This is a genomic window from Anabaena sp. CCY 9613 (assembly GCF_963920895.1).
Classification (GTDB): Bacteria; Cyanobacteriota; Cyanobacteriia; order Cyanobacteriales; family Nostocaceae; genus Cyanocohniella.
The window spans coordinates 108,874-128,141 of sequence record NZ_CAWUDE010000009.1 but is presented as its reverse complement, the minus strand read 5'-3'; the positions used below and the strand labels follow the sequence as shown (position 1 = coordinate 128,141).

Genomic DNA, 19,268 nt, shown 5'->3' with positions numbered 1-19,268 from the left:
ATTGCTAAATTAAAAGCGCTGGAATAACTTCTAAGATTCACTAGCTGCCATTGCCCGCACAATATCACCACGGGTAAGAATACCAATTACTTGATTTGTGCTGTCAACTACAGGTAAACGATGAACACTGCGATCGTGCATAAGTTGAGCTGCTTCTTTGACGGTTTTATCAGGGGAAATAGTGACAGGGTTTTTACTCATCACTTCGCCAACAGTTTGCCCCAAGGCCTTATGCAATTCACGTTCGTAAGTAGCAGGATTTTGTAAGTAGATGACGCTATCAAGAAACATAATGTATGCCGGAGGTGTCACACCAGTTTCTTGCCACATCAAGTCAGTTTCAGAAATAATACCTACCAACTTACCGACATTATCCACAACAGGTATTCCACTGATGCGTTTTTCTGCCAGAATTTGGATAGCTTCCTTCAGTGGAGTTTCTGCCCGGACAACAATTGGGTCACGGGTCATTACGTCGGTAACAGTTTTAGGCATTGGCTTGCTGACATCCTCAATCTAAGTCTCTGCAACCATTGTAGAAAATTGCGGGACTCAACCTGATTGAGTTAATACATCGTTACGGTATAGAGGCTAGAGAATAAAAAGTTTCTCCCTCATCTCCCTTGCTTCAATGCTGCAATAATTTGACTATTCGCTTGGGGGAAAGCAAAGTTTTCTAGATCGTCTAAGTGTACCCAACAAATCTCTTCGCACTCTATGGCTTGAGGAACACCAGCAATGAGACGACAGTGATGCACTGTTAAGGTAACGCGCAAGTGAGTATAGGTGTGGTCAATGGTGATTAAATGCTTTCCTACTTCAATTTCTATTGCTAGTTCTTCTTGAATTTCTCGTTGAATACACTCTTCAATGGTTTCGCCAGACTCGATTTTGCCACCGGGAAATTCCCATAAACCACCCATAACACCTTCTGGACGACGGCGATCAATTAAAATTTGCTCATGTTCGTTCCAGATTACGGCAACACCAATAATTTTGTGGGGTGGGGAAGAAGTCGTTGCAGTCATAGTTTATGGCGGTTGGGAAAAATTAGTAAACAAGAAACCATAGCAAAACTCGGCAGAAAGTTAGTTTAATCTGCCGAGCTTGCAATTTATTTTAAGGGAAGGTTGGTTGTGAAAATGCTCCATGAAATTTATTTTTTATGGGTTTATCCGTGACTGTGAGGAGGTATAAACCCAATGACTTTGAAGTTTTAAGCAAAATTTTCGATTGCTAGTCAATTTCGCTACCATTAATTTCATGGCCTTGCAGGGTGGCTTCAAAGTTCATTCTCTGTTCAGCGTTACGGAGAAAATAACCACTCATCATTGCAGAAGCAAGTAGTTGACCCAAACTTTCCCGACTGGTGGTGACGGTGACGTTGAAATGTTCTGAAGGTAGGTTTCCTAATAATCCTATGATGTTACGCTCCATTACCTGAAAAACTTCGGCTGAAGTAGGCTTAGATAGTTGCGTAACTGTTTCTGGACTTAGTGCTTTAACGTACTGCCACAGCAAATTACTGGTTTCTGACTCACCATTAAAAAATTCTGAAACTCGGTTAGATGGTTTATTCATGCTTTACCTCTTGTACTATCTCTAGTAGCTGTAGTGCTGAGAATTTTAATAGTAAATACTTGCTATTTACTTCATTTAACTGGCTCTTGGCTATTCATATCAACTAATTTAACAGGCATATCACCTATTGGAGGTCGATGTAACCGTACCAAAAGTAGCGTATTTTCTCGTCTCTCTAAGTAAGTGGGGAGAATAAATTCAAAGTTATCAGAAATGTGGGTATGGGATGTAGAGGACTAAAGTCTTTACTACACTACAAACTTCCCTTATGCAAAAGCTTTCAGAAGCTAAACGAATAAAGCCTGCTAGGCAGGCTCTAAATCAAGGTTTTTCTGAGGAAAAACTAGAAAAACATTAGTAAACTAATTTATGAGTCCCTAACTAGCCAAGTATTCATTCATACTTGCTTTCGACTTGCGAAGTTTAGTTAAGGCTTCCCGTTCAATTTGCCTGACTCGTTCGCGGCTAATGTTGAGAATTTCACCAATTCTGGCCAAGGTGAGTGCTTGTCCATCAGTTAACCCGAAGCGTAATGTAATTACTTCTTTTTGCTGCGGGGTGAGTTCTTCCATCAGACGCTCTAAGTCATAAGATAAAGAAGATTGCATGACGAACTCTTCGGGAGATGCTCCTGGATCTTCTAACATTTCCCCAAGTTCAGTGTCGTAATTATCCCCCAACCGCAAATCTAAGGATAAAGGTAGACGCGCTTTTTCTAAATATTCTCGCACCTGCTTGGGTGTCAATTCTAATTCTTGAGCTAACTCCGCAGCTGATGGGGCGCGTCCTAGTTGTTGAGATAGCTGGCGCTGTGCTTTTTTAATTTTATTTAATTTTTCAGTAATATGAATTGGCAACCGGATGGTACGAGCTTTCTCGGCGATCGCCCGGGTGATGGCTTGACGAATCCACCAATAAGCATAAGTAGAAAATCTATAGCCTTTGGTGGGGTCAAATTTTTCCACACCCCGCTGCATCCCAATACTGCCTTCTTGAATTAAGTCTAGTAAATCTACATTGCGTTTAATGTATTTTTTGGCAACGGATACTACCAGACGCAAGTTGGCTTCCACCATTTTGCGTTTAGCAATTTCACCGTCGGCGATCGCATCGTTCAATTCGACCGCTTCTAAATTTGCGGCTGTCGCCCACTCTTCTAGACTCGGTTGACGACCTAATTGGTCAACAAGAGACTCCCTGACTTCATTTAAGGTACTGGAACGTTGCACCTGTTTGCCGTAGAAAATTTCTTCCTCGTGGGTTAAGAGTGGCACACGGCCAATCTCACGCAGGTAAGTCCGCACGAGGTCTGTGGCTGTCTGAGCGGTCTTCATGGCGCTACTCTTCGGTAATGATGGATTTGACGGTGGGGTCATTAACTAGTGGATACGAAAACAGGGCATTAGCTAGTTAGGCTAGAAACCCTTGTGATGGTTTACAATTTACGCCCCCGATGGATTTCGTCGGCTGCTTATATTAATCAAATAAAGGTCTTAACTGGTAGACGTTACAGTTATTTATCTGTTTTCACAACTATCTCAGGTTAGATAAAAGGTAAAAGGTAAACGTTTTTTGTATCTTTCATTATTAATAATTGTAACATTTATGAGAAAAAATGGAAATCCTAGTAAGGCTAATTTTTTAGCTGTTCTAGTTTATACAATAGACTCTTAGCATTAATGGGCAATTGAGAAAGTGAGAAGTTGAAAAAACAAGGGTGATGAATTATCCGTATCTACTGGAAGTTATCGATGTCTTTACCCTTTGATACTGTGATTAGAAGACTCAGGCTGGCTACTGCTGACAGACGACCGGGCAAGTCAAATGATAAAATTGTCTCCAGAGAAAAATTAATTCCTCATACTTCTTAAAATATCTCAATAGAATCTATAATTATCCTTCTATAATAATTGCTTAATTTTCCTTGTAAATACTGCTTAATGCAGATTCAGAAAGCAGGCGGGGGGGAAATTTTTACTATTCTCTATTTTCCCCCACAGCCCCTAAATGCTCTATCAGAGCCAAATACCTTACTTCTTGGGTTGAGAGCCTAGTTGATAAATCGCGCAGTACTCTTGGATAACTTTTACGTCTAAAGTAGTAGTTTGTAGTGAGCGGATGGCTGCAACAGTAGCTTTTGCGCCGGCGATCGTTGTGATGATGGGGATTTTGTAAGCTAAGGCTGTGCGCCGGATTAATCTAGCATCAGTCTGGGCCTCTTCACCGGAAGGTGTGTTGATGATGAGTTGGATTTTCTGATTTTTAATGGCATCAAGGACGTGGGGACGACCTTCATGAAGTTTTAGGACTAACTCAACATTTAAGCCTTGTTGTTGCAGGACTTGGCCAGTACCCGAAGTAGCCATCACGGTGAAACCTAAGTCAATAAATTCTTTGACCACATCAACGGCAGCAGTTTTATCGCGATCGCTCATGGAGACAAATACAGTACCTTGGAGGGGTAAACGCTCTCCCGCAGCTAATTCCGCTTTGGCAAAGGCGCGCCCAAAGTCACTATCTATCCCCATGACTTCACCAGTGGAACGCATTTCTGGGCCCAATATTGTATCAGTTCCGGGGAATTTATTAAACGGTAATACTGCTTCTTTGACGGAGATATGTGAGGGAATCACTTCCTCAGTAAAACCTAGCTCTGCTAAGGTTTGTCCCGACATAATCAAGGATGCGAGTTTCGCTAGTGGTATACCTGTAGCCTTAGACACAAATGGCACTGTGCGTGAAGCGCGGGGGTTGGCTTCTAAAATATAGACTTGCGGCGCAGCACCTTGAGCGCCCACCACGGCAAACTGAATATTCATCAATCCCACAACTTCCAATGCCTGAGCTAGCTGCACAGTCCAAGTGCGAATTTGTGCGAGAACTGCTGGTGACAGGGAAATAGTTGGTAAAGAACAAGCAGAATCACCTGAGTGAATCCCCGCTTGCTCAATGTGTTCCATGATGCCTCCCATGACTACTTTACCAGTATGATCGGCGATGGCATCCACATCAACTTCGATGGCATTTTCCAAGAACTTATCAATTAAGATTGGATGTTCTGGTTCCACCTGCACCGCAAAGGTCATGTAACGTTCTAATTCTGTATCAGAATAGACGATTTCCATTGCTCGTCCTCCTAACACATAACTAGGACGCACAACTACCGGATAACCAATACGTTGGGCGACAATCAGCGCATCTTCGTAACTGCGGGCAATACCATTGGCTGGTTGGGCAATATTTAACTGATTGAGAATTTTTTCAAACCGCTCCCGATTTTCTGCCATGTCAATGGAATCAGGTGATGTCCCCCAAATTTTGGTCACGGGGAGGTTGGGTGATGGGCATGATGGGTGAGTTGTTGCTTCATCCAGAGCAGTAAGATACTGCTGTAACGGGACTGCTAATTTCAGGGGTGTTTGACCACCAAACTGAATAATTATCCCTACCGGATTTTCGGCTTCGATAATGTTCAGCACATCTTCTTTGGTCAACGGCTCAAAATACAGGCGATCGCTTGTGTCATAATCGGTGGAAACTGTTTCCGGATTGGAATTGACCATAATTGTTTCAAATCCCGCACCTTTCAAAGCATAAGCGGCGTGGCAACAACAATAGTCAAATTCAATTCCCTGGCCGATGCGGTTAGGGCCACCACCCAAAATCATCACCTTGGGCTTGGTGGTGGGTAAAACTTCGCTTTCTTCTTCGTAGGTAGAGTAATAGTAAGGCGTAAACGCTTCAAACTCCGCCGCACAAGTATCTACGGTTTTGTAAACTGGTGTAACACCTAATTTTTGGCGATAGGCGCGGACTTCATCTTCGGTGGTTTTTGTGGCAAAAGCAATTTGGCGATCGCTAAAACCATCTCGTTTCACATCATATAATTGCGCTTTTGTCAACTGTTGTAAGGGTGTGCGCTTGAGAAATTTTTCCACATCCAACAGTTGCTGCATTTTATCTAAGAACCACGGGTCAATACCTGTCAGTTCGTAGATTTCCTCGGTACTCAGCCCTAGTTGTAAAGCATGACGCACTGAGAAGATGCGATCAGGGTTCGGTGTCCGCAGTTGGGCGCGAATTTGTTCACCACTGGGTAATTTTTCGGCTTGATCACAACCCCAGCCGGCGCGTCCAGTTTCTAAGGAACGCAGTGCTTTTTGGAAAGATTCATTAAATGTCCGGCCAATGGCCATGGCTTCACCCACCGACTTCATCTGAGTTGTCAGCACAGGTTCTGAACCAGGGAACTTTTCAAAAGCGAAGCGGGGGATTTTGGTAACTACGTAGTCAATTGTTGGTTCAAAAGATGCGGGTGTTTTCTTGGTGATGTCATTTTTAATTTCATCCAAGGTGTAACCCACAGCTAACTTAGCCGCCATTTTGGCAATGGGAAAACCTGTAGCCTTGGAAGCTAACGCCGAACTCCGGGAAACGCGGGGGTTCATTTCAATGACAACTACATCCCCAGTCACAGGACTAATGGCAAATTGAATATTAGAACCGCCAGTTTCTACACCAATTTCCCGGATAATTTTAATTGCCATGTCCCGCAGCCGCTGATATTCTTTATCAGTCAGGGTTTGGGCGGGAGCGACGGTAATTGAGTCACCGGTATGGATACCCATCGGGTCAAGGTTTTCGATGGAACAGATAATCACCACGTTATCTGCCAAATCGCGCATGACTTCTAATTCGTATTCTTTCCAACCCAGTAGAGATTGGTCGATGAGAATTTGGGAAACAGGGCTAGCATCTATACCCACCTGGGCCATTTCTTCAAATTCTTCTTTGTTATAGGCAATACCACCGCCACTGCCACCCATTGTAAAGGCAGGACGAATAATTAAAGGATAAGTCCCAATTTGTTCGGCGATCGCTTTGGCTTCTGGCCAAGTTGAAGCTGTGCCACTAGGACACATTTTTACCCCAATCCTTTGCATGGCTTCGTTAAATAATTTGCGATCTTCCGCTTTCTCAATGGCAGGTAATTTAGCGCCGATTAATTCAACGTTATACTTTTCTAAAGCACCATTTTTCGCCAGGGCTACAGCAATATTCAGCGCCGTTTGTCCTCCCATTGTTGGTAGCAGGGCATCAGGACGTTCTTTGGCGATGACTTTTTCGACCAATTCCGGTGTTAGCGGCTCAATATAAGTGCGATCGGCAGTTTCTGGATCGGTCATAATTGTTGCCGGGTTAGAATTGACTAACACCACTTCATAGCCTTCTTCTCGCAGCGCTTTACAGGCTTGAGTCCCAGAGTAGTCAAACTCACAGGCTTGTCCGATCACAATGGGGCCAGAGCCTAACAATAGTATTTTCCGGAGGTCTTGACGGCGGGGCATAGTCGTTGGGTTGGAGTAAGAGAATACAAATCCTGATTATTTTAAGGGTCTTTCCCCTCGGTCGTCTTATTTATTATTTAAGTTTTCGGTCGTTGGATAGTACAGATCACAGTGATAGGAGTACAAAAGCACCTACCTATGTCTAGGCTACTATCTTCAATTACCTAGCACGCCAGCCATTGTATCAGGGAAACTGCCACGGCTACCGTGTATCAGCCCATTGGCTTGGCCAGTATTGTAGGCGATGCGATCGCTTGATTATTCTCCTCATCTCCCCTGTTGCCTATTCCCTTTCATTGGGACATACACTGTAGGCTACTGTAGTCAATCTATGACTTAGCGATCTCAAATCTTCACTTAGCTGATAATTGAGGATAGATCATTTGAATTAATTCCCTGTAAATATACTTTAACTTGTTTGCAAATAATTTTTAATTGAAACTGACTCATGCTGAACAATGGTGAGATATTTTTCGCGTTTTTTTAGTAAAAGTTTACTTGGTCGTTGTATGGTGAGCAAACAATTTAAATAAAAAACTTTTCTAATTAGCAATTGCCATTATTTCCTAATATCTTTTACATTTATTATTTAAATACTGTATACATTTACTACATTCATCTACTGACATTAAAAATGGCAGAGATATTTTCTTCATCTCCGCCATTTTTAGATTTTTTTAATGTTTAAAACTGCCAACTCTTTTCTCAGGGTAGACTACACCAAACCGAAATTAGGACAGTACTAATTTTGAGCAGGTTGAACAAACCCTAAGGTTAAACTATCTTTAGCCAAGAAATGCGCCAAATGGTAAGCACGTTCCTCAGTTTTTAAGAGAATTTGTTCGTAGAGATAGCGTGTACCCCGGTCGCCCAAACTCTCTGCCTGAGAGGCTTGACGGCGGATGACGTTAATCATTGATTGTTCTGCGGCTAGATCATTTTCTATCATTTGGCGACAAGAATATACGCCATCTGGCTCTTGCTCAAAACAAGTTAATTCTGCTAATTTGCTGAAACTGGCAGCTGGTACACCACCTAAACCGTTCAAGCGTTCGCCAATTTCATGAACGTGATCTTGTACTTGCTCGTAGCTATCGCTGAAAAACTCATGCAGTGAGTAAAACTCCGAACCTTCAACTACAAAATGATGCTTTTGATACTGCAAGTACAGTGCTTGAAAGCTAGCTAATACAACGTTAAAACCTTCAGTTACTGGGGCGGTTACACTATGATCCAATAGGACAGGATTGTCGTAAACTTGACCAAAGTTTTGTAACAAAGTTTGTGTATCTGACATTAGTTCTCCTCGCTTTATCACAGTTACGGCTTTTAACTGCTTATCTTCTACATATTAACATTTAAAAAATAAAAGCAAGCCTGATTATTATCATAAAAATATAAATTTTCTGTTGTTAAAAGTCCATTTATTACTCATTAACATAGTCTTGAATTACTACTAATGAGAATGTTTAGAAACTAAATTTTCAAATATCAAAGCTCTGAAACATCTTCTGCGAATCCTCATTATCTACACTAGTTATGAGAAGAATTTTTATAACCAAATTTATACGTAGTTATATTTAGTACCTTATTAAGACTAGATATAGATACACAAAAAACAAGAGGGACTGTTTTAGGCTTTCACCACCGTAGCCTCATATCCCTAGTCTCTAATCCTTAGTCTCAGACGCATAACAGGAAATTATTACAAAGGTTTGAGATTCTTTTTTCAGACAATTGAGAATTGTTAGCACTTAGGTTATGCTTATTTGAAGAGGTGATATTCCCGAAATTTTGAAAATTAGGGATTCAAGACACAAGAGTTACTGCAATTTTGTCGCACGTTGAGGGCTAGTCTCTTGAAATCGTTAAGTTCAGAAGTAGAGCAAAAGTACGTTATTGGGGTGAATTGGGCAGACCGATGGCAAATCTATCAACGCTTGCAAGAGCTAGATATTCCTTGTTGGTGTCAGACTAACCAGCCATTGCAGGTGGAAATTGACAACCCCTTAGCAGCTATTCAACTTTGGTGTGTGATGCAGCAATACACAGCCTCTCGTCAAGACCTAATTTGGAATCTTGAACGCAGCTGGCAAAGTCGCTATCGAAAATCTTGATAAGTAACAGAGATTGAGATTGTCTTGCCTAATGCTAGAAAGCTACTTAGTTAAACATAGGTTAAATAAAATGAGTGCATCCTACAGTACAGACTCAGCAGAATTTTGTCTTGAAGGAAGATTTATTAATTTTGTAATCAAAGATGGCTATAAGCTCAAAGGCTTGCTATTAGCTACTTCTGAAGGTGAATGCTACATTAAACTTGCTAAACATTTACGAGCAGCTTTTGACTTGCGTTTACCACCAGGGACTTGGCTACAAGTTATTGGTTATAAAAAGCACGATCTAAAAAAAGATAAAGTTACATTAAAAGCTGAACGTGTGATGGCAGCACGTTCTGAAATAGGCAGAGTCCCAGTACAGGAGACCCCAGCAATTAATACTCCTAAAGCTAAATCAGCTAAAAATAAAGCCACAATTCTGGTGTGTCAAAAGTCTGACTGCATGAAACGCGGTGGTAAAGCAGTTTGTCAGGCTTTAGAAGCAGCCTTAAGTAATCGCGGTTTAGAAGACCAAGTAACAATTAAAGGTACTGGTTGTATGAAAAACTGCAAAGCAGGGCCTAACCTAGTGATGCCAGACAAAACCCGTTATAGCCGCATTCCCGCAGCGCAAGTACCCGCAATAATGGACAAGCATTTTGCCGACAAGAGGCTAGAACAACAGCCAGATAATTTAGAAGAAGTCGTAATACCTCACAGCAAAGTTCGTGGAAACGGCTAGTAAATTTTTGATTTTTTAATAAGAAAATTTAATAAGAAGATATTTGGTGTGTTCCCTGAGTATTCGGCAGTAATTTTTGCAAAACTTTAGCAAGAATTTTGAATTGAGCGATCGCCTGCCATTGGTAGAATTATGAAGGCTTATGCAGGCGATCGCTTAACATATCTTATTCTCCAGATATCACTGCAATACAATCAATTTCTACCAAAACATCCTTAGGTAGACGCGACACCTGTACACAAGCGCGGGCCGGGGCTGTATCTTCGGGAAAATATTTAGCATAAACCGCATTCACTGCGGCAAAATCATTCATATCAGCGAGAAATACGGTGGTTTTGACAACATTTTCAAAACTAGCACCAGATGCTGTCAGAATAGCTTCTAGATTAGCCATTACCTGCTCAGTTTGCTTTTTAATATCATCGGTGTAGACAACATCACCGAGGCGAGGATCGATGGCAATTTGTCCAGCCACAAATACCATTTGACCAGAAGCGGCGATCGCCTGATTATATGGCCCTACAGGTGCAGGTGCTTGGTCAGTATTAATTACTTTACGAGTCATAGATATTACTTGCTCTAACGATGCTTCCTGTTTACCGATTTCCACCTCAGAGGCGATCAGCTGGTAAACTTCTCCATCAGGCATTATCGCACCAGTTAGGTCTGCTTCGGCAAAGCTAGCCCCATAGATATTTGCTCCAGTTAAGTCTACTTTCCTCAGACTTGCTCCATTTAGATTCGCTTTTATCAAATCAGTTTTTTGCAGTTCCGCCTTATCTAAATTTGTCCCTTGTAAACAAGCTTTTCTGAAATTTACGCCAATGAGGTTAGCTGCGCCCAAATCAGCACCAGCCAAATTCATCCCAGAAAAATCTTGTTGAGATAAACGAACGCCTCGAATTTTGATTTGCTGTAAATTGGCATTTTTGAGTTTAACGTTGCTTAAGATTGCTTGACTCAAATCAACCCCAGTCAAATTAGCTCCACTCAAATTAGCACCTGTAAGTTTTGCCCTCACAAGGTTTGCATTGTTCAAGGATGCTTCAGTTATGTCGGCAGATTCTAGCGTCGCATCACTCAAATTAGTATTATCTAAGTTGGCATGAATAAAGTTTGCGCTACTGAGATTGGCTTGACTTAACTTGGCATCATTCAGGTTGGCATTAGTAAAGTTGGCGCTACTTAGATTCGCCTGACTCAAGTCAGCATTATCCAAATTGGCATTAGTAAAGTTGGCGCTACTTAGATTTGCCTGACTCAAGTCAGCACAAGTCAAATCTGCCCAACTGAAATTTACAGAAGAACTGTTTTGTAAACAACTCAACTTTGAACCTGTCAAAGATGCTCTGGTAAAGTTTGTACAATTAAGAATTGCATTGCTCAAGTTTGCATCATTCAAATCTGCTCCTGTCAGATCAGCATTTTGTAGGTTGATCCCACTTAAATCAGCACCTTTTAAATCTGTTCCTCTCAAATTTACACTCTTAAAGTCCCGATGACCCTGTGCATATTTCTCCAACAATTCCTCAGCATCCATAATGCACCATAAAATACCACTGACCCAGTATAAACGCAGTGAGAATAATTCATAGATACTCATCTTAAATCCTCTCTCCGCGTCCTTGGCGACTTGGCGGTTCGTTAATAACCCAACCGTGGACGCAGCCCATAATACCGATAACGCCAATAATCCCGGAGAATGCGATCGTGGTCAAAACATAAATTCTTCGGCACACACCAAGACTCAAAAACACCCACATTCTTCGCATCATCACCCGCATTTGGTTCCCCTGATGCTGTAGCTAAAAATACAATACTAATTGTGTGCTGACGCGGATCACGAATAGGGTCAGAATAGACCAAAAATTGTTCAATCAACTCAACTTGCAAACCAATTTCTTCCTCAGCCTCGCGCCGCGCCGCTACTTCCACAGGTTCCCCATAATCCACAAAACCGCCAGGAATCGCCCAACCTAAAGGTGAATTATGCCGCTCAATTAACACTATAGGTCGATGTGGCCGATCCACCAATTCAATGATGATATCAACCGTTGGTGCAGGATTTCTATAAGTCATAGTCAATAGTCATTATGTAAAATCTTCCTCTCACCCTCATTTTCTGTTAGCGTTCAAAGCTGACCTTACCGTGATAAATTCGTTGCAATCACTTATTCCTATATTTGAAGTTAAATATGCCTTTTCCTAGATCCAGTGGTATTTTGTTGCATCCTACATCTTTTCCCAGTCGATTTGGTATTGGGGATTTAGGTTTAGAAGCCTACAAATTTATTGATTTTCTCAGAGAAAGTTACCAACAATATTGGCAAGTCTTACCCTTAGGGCCAACAGGTTATGGAAATTCTCCTTATGCTTCCTATTCAGCAATGGCAGGAAACCACATGCTCATCAACCCAGAACAGTTGCAAGAGCAGGGTTTGTTAGCTGAAGAAGACTTTGCTAATTTACCAGTATTTGAGGACTCTAAGGTAGATTATGAGCAAGTTAAGCCCATAAAAATTGCATTGCTGAAAAAAGCCTGTGAGAACTTTCAAGTTAAAGCAACACCTTTACAACAAACAGAATTTGCAGGTTTTTGTGACAGTAAAGCTTATTGGCTAGATGATTACGCTTTATTTATGGCGTTGAAAGATGCCCATGAAGACACTAGCTGGCACACTTGGGAATCAGAACTTGTCAAGCGCGAACCAGAAGCAATGGATCGGGTACGGCGACAATTAACGTCTGAAATTTTTTACTATAAATTCGTTCAATTTGAATTTTTCCGCCAATGGTCAGAACTCAAATCCTATGCCAACATGAGCGGGATTTCCATTGTTGGCGATATTCCCATTTATGTAGCCCAAGATAGCGCTGATGTGTGGGCGCATCCCGAAATTTTTTGCCTAGATGAAGAGACGAGAGAACCAGCACTAATGGCAGGAGTTCCACCTGATTACTTTAGTGAAACCGGTCAATTATGGGGTAACCCAGTTTATGACTGGGAGGCATTGCAAAAACAAGACTTTAAATGGTGGCTGGGTCGCTTTGAAGCAATGCTGGATTATATAGATGTTATTCGCATTGACCACTTCCGGGGTTTTGAAGCCTACTGGGCTGTGAAACAAGGAGAAGAAACAGCCATGAATGGAGAATGGATGAAAGCCCCAGGAGACGAGTTATTTGATGCGATTAAACAGCAATTGGGGCAGTTACCAGTCTTAGCAGAAGATTTAGGGGTCATTACACCAGAAGTAGAAGCACTGCGCGACAAGTATGAATTTCCTGGGATGAAGGTATTGCAGTTTGCTTTTGGTTCTGATCCTGGTAATCCGTTTTTACCTTTTAATTACACACGTAACGCCGTAGTGTATACAGGAACTCACGACAACGACACCACTGTAGGCTGGTTTAACCAAGCTAGTGATTGGGAAAAGCAAAACTTACTACTTTATTTAGGTTGTATTAGTCCTGAAGGTATTCACTGGGATGTCATTCGATTAGCTTTGAGTTCCATCGCCAATCAAGCGATTATTCCTTTACAGGATATCTTGGGTTTAGGAACCGAGGCGCGAATGAACTTTCCCAGTGTTGCTGAGGGTAATTGGGATTGGCGCTATCAGCCATCAGCGTTAACAGAAGAACTAGGCGATCGCCTGAAAAATCTCACTAAACTCTACGGACGCGCACCGCAAGGAAAGTGAAAATAAGGGAGTGGGGAGTAGGGGAAATGAACAAAAATACTTTCTCATTTGTCCCTGATCCCCATCTCCTCAAGATCTGGGTTTACCACCAATCTTGATTTCTCCCTCTTTCCCTGGTTCTCCCATTTGTCTGGCTTCTTGCTGATTCACGCTCATCAACACACTACCGGCATTATTAGTTTTTACTGTCAGCTGCTCTTGGGCTTTCCAGGTGCGGTAAGTTCCTTGTGGAAGAATACCCTCAAACTCGGTTTTGCCATCGGCTACTACGCGAATCCAAGATGATTCTTTTAAGGTGACACCAATCTGCAATGACTGATTATTGTTGATGCGATTTGAGGTGTCGCTTACAGGTTGCAAGTTTGTGGGTTGTTGAGAGTTTGCTTGATTGGGTTCTGATTGATAAAGTGTTTCTCTTTGTGGCTGTTGATTGCTATGGCTAAGAGTATTAGTATTACTCAGCAATTGAGACAAGCTACTTACAGCGCTGACAATAACAAATATATAAAGTAAGTAAAGATGAAGCGGTCGTAGTAAACCAATAGAATGATTTTTTTCAGTAGGTGGGATGCTGACTGAATGGGAATCTAAAGGAAAATTACTGGCAAATTCTAATCCCTGAAAGCCCAGTGCATCGGAAAATTGCCTGATTAAACCCTGAATATAAACTGGTTCTGGTAAATCTTCTAAATTACCTTCTTCAATCGCCTGCAACAATCGCCGGGGAATCTTGGTTAAAACTACCATTTCTTCTAGAGATAAAGCCCGGTTTTTTCGGTTTTCTCTCAATTGAGCGCCCATTTCTGCCAATTTTTCCGCTTGTTGCTGTGCTAATGAAAATGTCGGCTGCTCTTGTTCTTTACTTTTTAGCCATTTCATGCTTAATCTCCGCTCCTGACCTCAGCTGAATCTTTAATAGGTAGATGCTTAACCTGCTCTTTTAAAAAGCGAATTTCAGCATCTTTAAGTAGACGATAGTCACCCTCACGTAACAAGGGTGCTTTTGAGATTTGTAATTGAATTGGGCCTATGGCAGTACGATGTAGCTTAATTACGGGATATCCCAACTGTTGGGCTACACGGCGAATCTGTCGGTTTCTCCCCTCCTTCAAAACTATTTCTAAACTACTGTTTTTAGCAAGACTTTCTGTTAAGTTCACTTTAGCGGGGCGTGTTTTTCGCCCTTCTAAAGTCACACCTTGACGCCACATTTCTAGCACGGCTTCTGATGGATGTCCCTTGACCAAAACCTGATAAGTCTTAGGGACACTGTGACGTGGATGCGTGAGTGCAAATGTAAGTTCCCCGTCATTGGTCAGGATTAAAGCTCCTGTGGAATCTGCATCTAGACGACCAACTGGGTGCAGACCTGAACCCTGGCGTAATTCTTCAGGAAGTAAATCTAAAACTGTTGTTCTTCCCTGAGGGTCATAGCAGGTAGAAACCACTCCAGGTGGTTTATTTAGTAATAGATATATTACAGGCGGCTGCTGCCGAGCAGATACTGGTTTGCCATCTATGGAAATGGTATCTTTTTGAGGGTCAACTTTCTGACCTAAATGTGCTAATACTCCATTAATCCGCACACGCGATCGCCGAATCATTTCCTCAGCTTCACGACGTGAGGCTATACCCCATTGAGCTAGAACTTTTTGTAACCGCGCCTCCATGTTGAAATTACTGAATATACTGGGAAAATTTGTAGAAAGAGTACAAAAATTAGATAATATTCATCATATTTGTATTTTGTGCTGAGTAGCCATAAATGTTACATTTAAAGCTTATTTCAGTTTAGTTAGTTGTTTAGCAAATATCCATCACCTTAGTGGTTAAATGCCAGAAGAAAATTCCTCAGCCAAAAGTTCACATAAAATCCGCATCATTACAAATGTACTCACAAAAGCTCTAAAACTCTGGTTAAAATCACAAGTCACTCAAGTATCTCAACTAGAGGTAGAAATTAAAGCGAGCGATCGCCAACTTCTCTCTGGTCGCATTCCCTGGGTTTCTATAATAGCGAGTGATGCCGTGTATCAAGGCCTTCATGTTACACGAATTCAACTCTTAGCAGAAAATATTCAGGTCAATATAGGCTCAGTACTCAAAGGTCAACCACTCAGACTGTTAGAAATAGTACCCGTGATTGGGGATTTAGTAGTTGAGGAAAAGGATTTAAATAGTTCCCTTTCATCTGAACTTTTATCAACTGCTTTAAATGATGTACTGGTTAAACTTATACCAGAATATTCTCTAAAATCCCCACCAATTGTTTGGCAAAAAATTATCCTGGATCATAATCAAATTAGACTCCGTGCTATTTTAGCACCCACTAGCGAATCTATACCTCTGGATATTTATTTAAGTTTGGAGTTAATTGGCAATCGTGAATTGAAATTATCACAGATTCAAGTCATTCAAAACGAAATACCACTTGTGGAAAATGAGCATAGTTACAATTTGGATCTTGGCTCAGATGTCGATATTCAAGAACTCAACTTGATCCCCGGTCAGTTGGTGTGTCAAGGACGGATTAATGTTAATCCTTAAGGAGAGATGAGATGGGGAGATGGAAAAAATTACTCTAACCTCTAGCCTCTAGCCTAACCTCAAACCTTTGCAATCAATGGTAATAAAAGCGTCACAAAATAGTAAACTAAGGGCGCTGTGAAGATATAACTATCAGTGCGGTCTAAGATGCCTCCGTGACCGGGGATCAACTGACCAGAATCCTTGACACCAGCATCACGCTTGAGCATAGATTCTGTGAGATCACCCAAAAGACTGGCAATACCAATCAGCAAACCTAATGCTACACCAGTGAAAAGAAATTGTGGTAGGTGCAAATAATAAGCTCCTGCTACGGCTACGGCTATAGTAGCAATGATCCCAAACACAGCACCTTCAACAGTTTTCTTGGGACTGATGTCAGACAAACGGGTTTTACCGAAGAATTTGCCAAAAACGTAAGCGCCGATGTCAGTAGCCCATATACAAAAGAAAGTCAGCACTGTCAACGTCAACCCCTGTGGCAAAGAAGCAAAACTTTTCTCCTGTAAAATATTTGTCCAATCTGTAGGCCAATAACCACCAAGCGGGAGATTACTCGTGGCTACACTATCAAGAGTGCGTAATCTTACCCAGTAACTCGATAAATAACCTACATAGAATAGCCCCATAATCGAAGCAGAAATATCCGCAATTGTGGCCATTTTCGGCTGAAAAAGTAAGTAAAAACAAATTAGCGTCCCAGCTATGGGCATCACAGCATCCGCCAAAGTGACATTAACGTTACAAATCACCAGTAAAGCTTGACTCACAAACATGGTGGTTTTAGCAGCAGGAACAATACCTCTAGCACGCACCAAATTAAAATATTCTTCTTGACCTAAAAATACGACCACTGCAATTGCGATAGTAAAGTACCAACCCCCCAAAAGAGTTGCAACTAGAGCAAGAGCGATCGCTATAATTCCACTAATAATTCGAGACCAAGGCATAGAAGTATTTTGAATGAGGTATTGGGGAACTCGGGGCCCCCTCTGGGGATCAGGGGCAATGGGAATCGGTGATTGGGGAAGATAGAGGAGATGTAGACGCTGTTTGTGGCTTCCCGCAGGGTGGAAGTATTTTTTGCTCTAGTCTCTAGTCTCTAGTCTAGTTTCTCACCACTGAGGATAAAAATGGGATCAACAGCGGCAAAGGTTTGGGAAAAGCCACGCGTTTCTAGACGGTTGACTGCTGATTGAACAACTTCGATATTTCTGGCTGGCAATACAGAAAAGCTTTGAGAAATAGCATACAAGCCTTCTAGATTAGCAGCTGTGGCGACCACTCTACCTGATGATGGTAAATATTGCCATACTGCTTGTAAAACATCCTGAATAGGTCTTCCACCCTCAATACAAACCCGGTGAGGAGTTACTTTGAGATCATGCAAACATTCTGGGGCGCTACCTTCAATTACTTCTACATTTTTAACCCCAAAGCGATCGCAGTTACGCTTAATTAAGTTGGCTACTTCTTCGTCCCGTTCCACAGCGATAATTTGCCCTTGGGGACACAGTAATCCTACTTCTACCGGAATTGTCCCTGTCCCCGCCCCAATATCCCACAATACCGAATCAGGTTGTAGCCGCAGTTGGGAAATCAATAACAGCCGCACTTCTCGCTGAGTAAAGGGAATACCTGGCAAATGCTCAAATAATTCATCGGGAATACCAGGGGTAATATAAGGCCAAAGTTGGGAAGGCATAGAAAGACACAATTATACTAAAGGTATTAGCTTGCCCAATTTGACAAGCCATAAGCTATAAAAGCTTTTAAACACAGCGTTATCAGCAATCATAATGGTCAGCGAAATTTTAGGCGACCGCTACGCAGTTCAGCAACTCTTGGGAAAAAAGTCAGGGCGGCGGACGCTATTAGCTCAGGATCAGACAACTGGTGAATTGGTTGTGATCAAGTTACTTACTTTTGGGAGTGACTTTGAATGGGATGATCTTAAGCTGTTTGAGCGTGAAGCCGAAACATTAAAATCTTTATCTCACCCGGCTATCCCTCGCTATTTAGACTATTTTGAAGTTAATTCACCCACCATCAAAGGATTTGCCTTAGTACAGAGTTATATCCCAGCCCAAACATTAGAGCAATACTTACAAACTGGGCGGAGTTTTACTGAAGCTGAAGTTAAACAAGTCGCCACAGCCCTTTTAGAAATTCTCATTTATCTACATGGGCTATATCCGCCTGTGATCCATCGTGATATTAAGCCTAGCAATATTCTCTTGGGTGAGCGTTCTGGCAATAGTGTTGGACAAGTTTATTTAGTAGATTTTGGTTCAGTACAAACTGTCCTCGCAGCTGAAGGCGGAACTAGGACTGTGGTGGGAACTTATGGTTATATGCCACCAGAACAATTTGGGGCGCGGACTGTTCCGGCCTCTGACTTGTATAGTTTAGGCGCAACTTTAATTTATTTGGTGACGGGTACTCATCCAGCCGACTTACCCCAAAAGGATTTTCGGATTCAGTTTGAGCAAGTAACTCATCTGAGTCCAGGCTTGACGCGCTGGTTACAGTGGATGACTGAACCGATGGTGGAACGGCGGACAAGTTCTGCTGTGGAAGCTTTAAAAGCTTTAGATCAGCCACAGTTGACTAGAACTAATACGGTAACTCTTGGTAAACCTACTGTTAAACCTGCTGGTAGTAAAATTCAAATTACCAAAAATCGAGAATTTTTAGACATCTTTATTCCCCCAGTGGGCTTTCAACCTTCAATGTTATTCACTGGGTTGTTTGCGATCGCCTGGAATTCTTTTATCCTATTCTGGACAATTGGCGCGCTTGCTGCACCTTTTCCGGTGAATGTGCCTTTTGCTTTATTCTCGCTGCCTTTTTGGGGTGTGGGGCTATTTATGATCTGGAATGTGTTGCTGGGTATATTTGGCCGCATTCGACTGCACTTGAATGACCAGCAAATTGCCTTTACTTATGAGTTATTGGGATTAAAATTTAATCGTCCCCGGCCATCGCCCAAAGAAAGTATCACTAAACTCGTTTACGTTCCCAAACACTTTACTAAAGATTCTGACGGCGATAAAACCACAGTATCGGCACAACTAGATATTTGGGCAGGAGTCCGGAAATACCCACTGAGTGTCAATTATGGTGGTATCCAATCTGAGGCGGAATTGGAATGGCTAGCCTACGAATTAAGCGATTGGTTAGGGATTGAAATCACAAAATAAGTAGTCCTTTAATGTCTATAGTTAAGAAAGACCCCTTGACAGGA

General features: G+C 41.9%; 17 protein-coding genes. 5 read left to right on the top strand and 12 right to left on the bottom strand.

From position 1 onward, the window contains the following. Nucleotides 1-30: 30 nt before the first annotated feature. From ACM0OT_RS12790 to ACM0OT_RS12765, 6 genes are all read right to left on the bottom strand, one after another. On the bottom strand, nt 31-495 hold the full coding sequence (locus ACM0OT_RS12790; RefSeq protein ID WP_414564721.1) for a CBS domain-containing protein: 465 nt from the start codon (nt 493-495) through the stop codon (nt 31-33). Nucleotides 496-614: 119 nt separating this feature from the next. Further along, complete coding sequence (gene mutT / locus ACM0OT_RS12785) at nt 615-1,028, bottom strand: 8-oxo-dGTP diphosphatase MutT (RefSeq protein ID WP_414564720.1); 414 nt, start codon at nt 1,026-1,028, stop codon at nt 615-617. 208 nt (nt 1,029-1,236) lie between these two features. Beyond that, nucleotides 1,237-1,581: a DUF760 domain-containing protein gene (locus ACM0OT_RS12780; protein WP_414543073.1), complete on the bottom strand. Its 345-nt coding sequence runs from the start codon at nt 1,579-1,581 to the stop codon at nt 1,237-1,239. A gap of 377 nt (nt 1,582-1,958) precedes the next feature. Continuing rightward, complete coding sequence (locus ACM0OT_RS12775) at nt 1,959-2,915, bottom strand: RNA polymerase sigma factor, RpoD/SigA family (protein WP_414564719.1); 957 nt, start codon at nt 2,913-2,915, stop codon at nt 1,959-1,961. Nucleotides 2,916-3,611: 696 nt separating this feature from the next. Continuing rightward, entirely contained in the window at nt 3,612-6,929 is a 3,318-nt protein-coding gene (carB, locus tag ACM0OT_RS12770; protein WP_414564718.1) for a carbamoyl-phosphate synthase large subunit, read from the bottom strand. Nucleotides 6,930-7,671: 742 nt separating this feature from the next. Next, on the bottom strand, nt 7,672-8,226 hold the full coding sequence (locus ACM0OT_RS12765; RefSeq protein ID WP_414564717.1) for a Dps family protein: 555 nt from the start codon (nt 8,224-8,226) through the stop codon (nt 7,672-7,674). Nucleotides 8,227-8,788: 562 nt separating this feature from the next. On the opposite strand from ACM0OT_RS12765, the gene ACM0OT_RS12760 reads away from it, so the two are divergent. Beyond that, entirely contained in the window at nt 8,789-9,046 is a 258-nt protein-coding gene (locus ACM0OT_RS12760) for an Asr1405/Asl0597 family protein (RefSeq protein ID WP_414564716.1), read from the top strand. 70 nt (nt 9,047-9,116) lie between these two features. Further along, nucleotides 9,117-9,770, top strand: a complete 654-nt coding sequence (locus ACM0OT_RS12755) for a (2Fe-2S) ferredoxin domain-containing protein (RefSeq protein WP_414564715.1) — start codon at nt 9,117-9,119, stop codon at nt 9,768-9,770. Nucleotides 9,771-9,936: 166 nt separating this feature from the next. Here ACM0OT_RS12755 and ACM0OT_RS12750 read toward each other — a convergent pair whose 3' ends face one another. Both ACM0OT_RS12750 and ACM0OT_RS12745 read right to left on the bottom strand, forming a co-directional pair. Then, nucleotides 9,937-11,310, bottom strand: a complete 1,374-nt coding sequence (locus ACM0OT_RS12750; protein ID WP_414564802.1) for a Rid family detoxifying hydrolase — start codon at nt 11,308-11,310, stop codon at nt 9,937-9,939. A gap of 104 nt (nt 11,311-11,414) precedes the next feature. Then, complete coding sequence (locus tag ACM0OT_RS12745; protein WP_414564714.1) at nt 11,415-11,849, bottom strand: NUDIX domain-containing protein; 435 nt, start codon at nt 11,847-11,849, stop codon at nt 11,415-11,417. 116 nt (nt 11,850-11,965) lie between these two features. On the opposite strand from ACM0OT_RS12745, the gene malQ reads away from it, so the two are divergent. After that, nucleotides 11,966-13,474 carry a 4-alpha-glucanotransferase gene (malQ, locus tag ACM0OT_RS12740; protein ID WP_414564713.1) on the top strand — a complete coding sequence of 503 codons (1,509 nt, stop codon included), beginning with the start codon at nt 11,966-11,968 and terminating at the stop codon, nt 13,472-13,474. Nucleotides 13,475-13,543: 69 nt separating this feature from the next. Here malQ and ACM0OT_RS12735 read toward each other — a convergent pair whose 3' ends face one another. Continuing rightward, nucleotides 13,544-14,353, bottom strand: coding sequence for a helix-turn-helix domain-containing protein (locus tag ACM0OT_RS12735; RefSeq protein WP_414564712.1), 810 nt, complete (start codon nt 14,351-14,353; stop codon nt 13,544-13,546). A gap of 2 nt (nt 14,354-14,355) precedes the next feature. Next, on the bottom strand, nt 14,356-15,144 hold the full coding sequence (locus ACM0OT_RS12730) for a pseudouridine synthase (protein WP_414564711.1): 789 nt from the start codon (nt 15,142-15,144) through the stop codon (nt 14,356-14,358). Between the two features lie 163 nt (nt 15,145-15,307). Between ACM0OT_RS12730 and ACM0OT_RS12725 the strand changes: the two genes are divergently transcribed. Continuing rightward, nucleotides 15,308-16,021 carry a DUF2993 domain-containing protein gene (locus ACM0OT_RS12725; RefSeq protein WP_414564710.1) on the top strand — a complete coding sequence of 238 codons (714 nt, stop codon included), beginning with the start codon at nt 15,308-15,310 and terminating at the stop codon, nt 16,019-16,021. A 59-nt stretch (nt 16,022-16,080) separates the two neighbouring features. Here the strand turns inward: ACM0OT_RS12725 and ACM0OT_RS12720 are convergent, their stop codons facing one another. Together ACM0OT_RS12720 and cbiT are read right to left on the bottom strand one after the other, a co-directional pair. Then, nucleotides 16,081-16,971, bottom strand: a complete 891-nt coding sequence (locus ACM0OT_RS12720) for a phosphatidate cytidylyltransferase (protein ID WP_414564709.1) — start codon at nt 16,969-16,971, stop codon at nt 16,081-16,083. A gap of 152 nt (nt 16,972-17,123) precedes the next feature. Then, entirely contained in the window at nt 17,124-17,726 is a 603-nt protein-coding gene (gene cbiT, locus ACM0OT_RS12715; protein ID WP_414564708.1) for a precorrin-6Y C5,15-methyltransferase subunit CbiT, read from the bottom strand. Nucleotides 17,727-17,820: 94 nt separating this feature from the next. Here cbiT and ACM0OT_RS12710 point away from each other — a divergent pair, with 94 nt between their 5' ends. Then, entirely contained in the window at nt 17,821-19,224 is a 1,404-nt protein-coding gene (locus tag ACM0OT_RS12710) for a serine/threonine protein kinase (RefSeq protein WP_414564707.1), read from the top strand. Nucleotides 19,225-19,268: the final 44 nt, after the last annotated feature.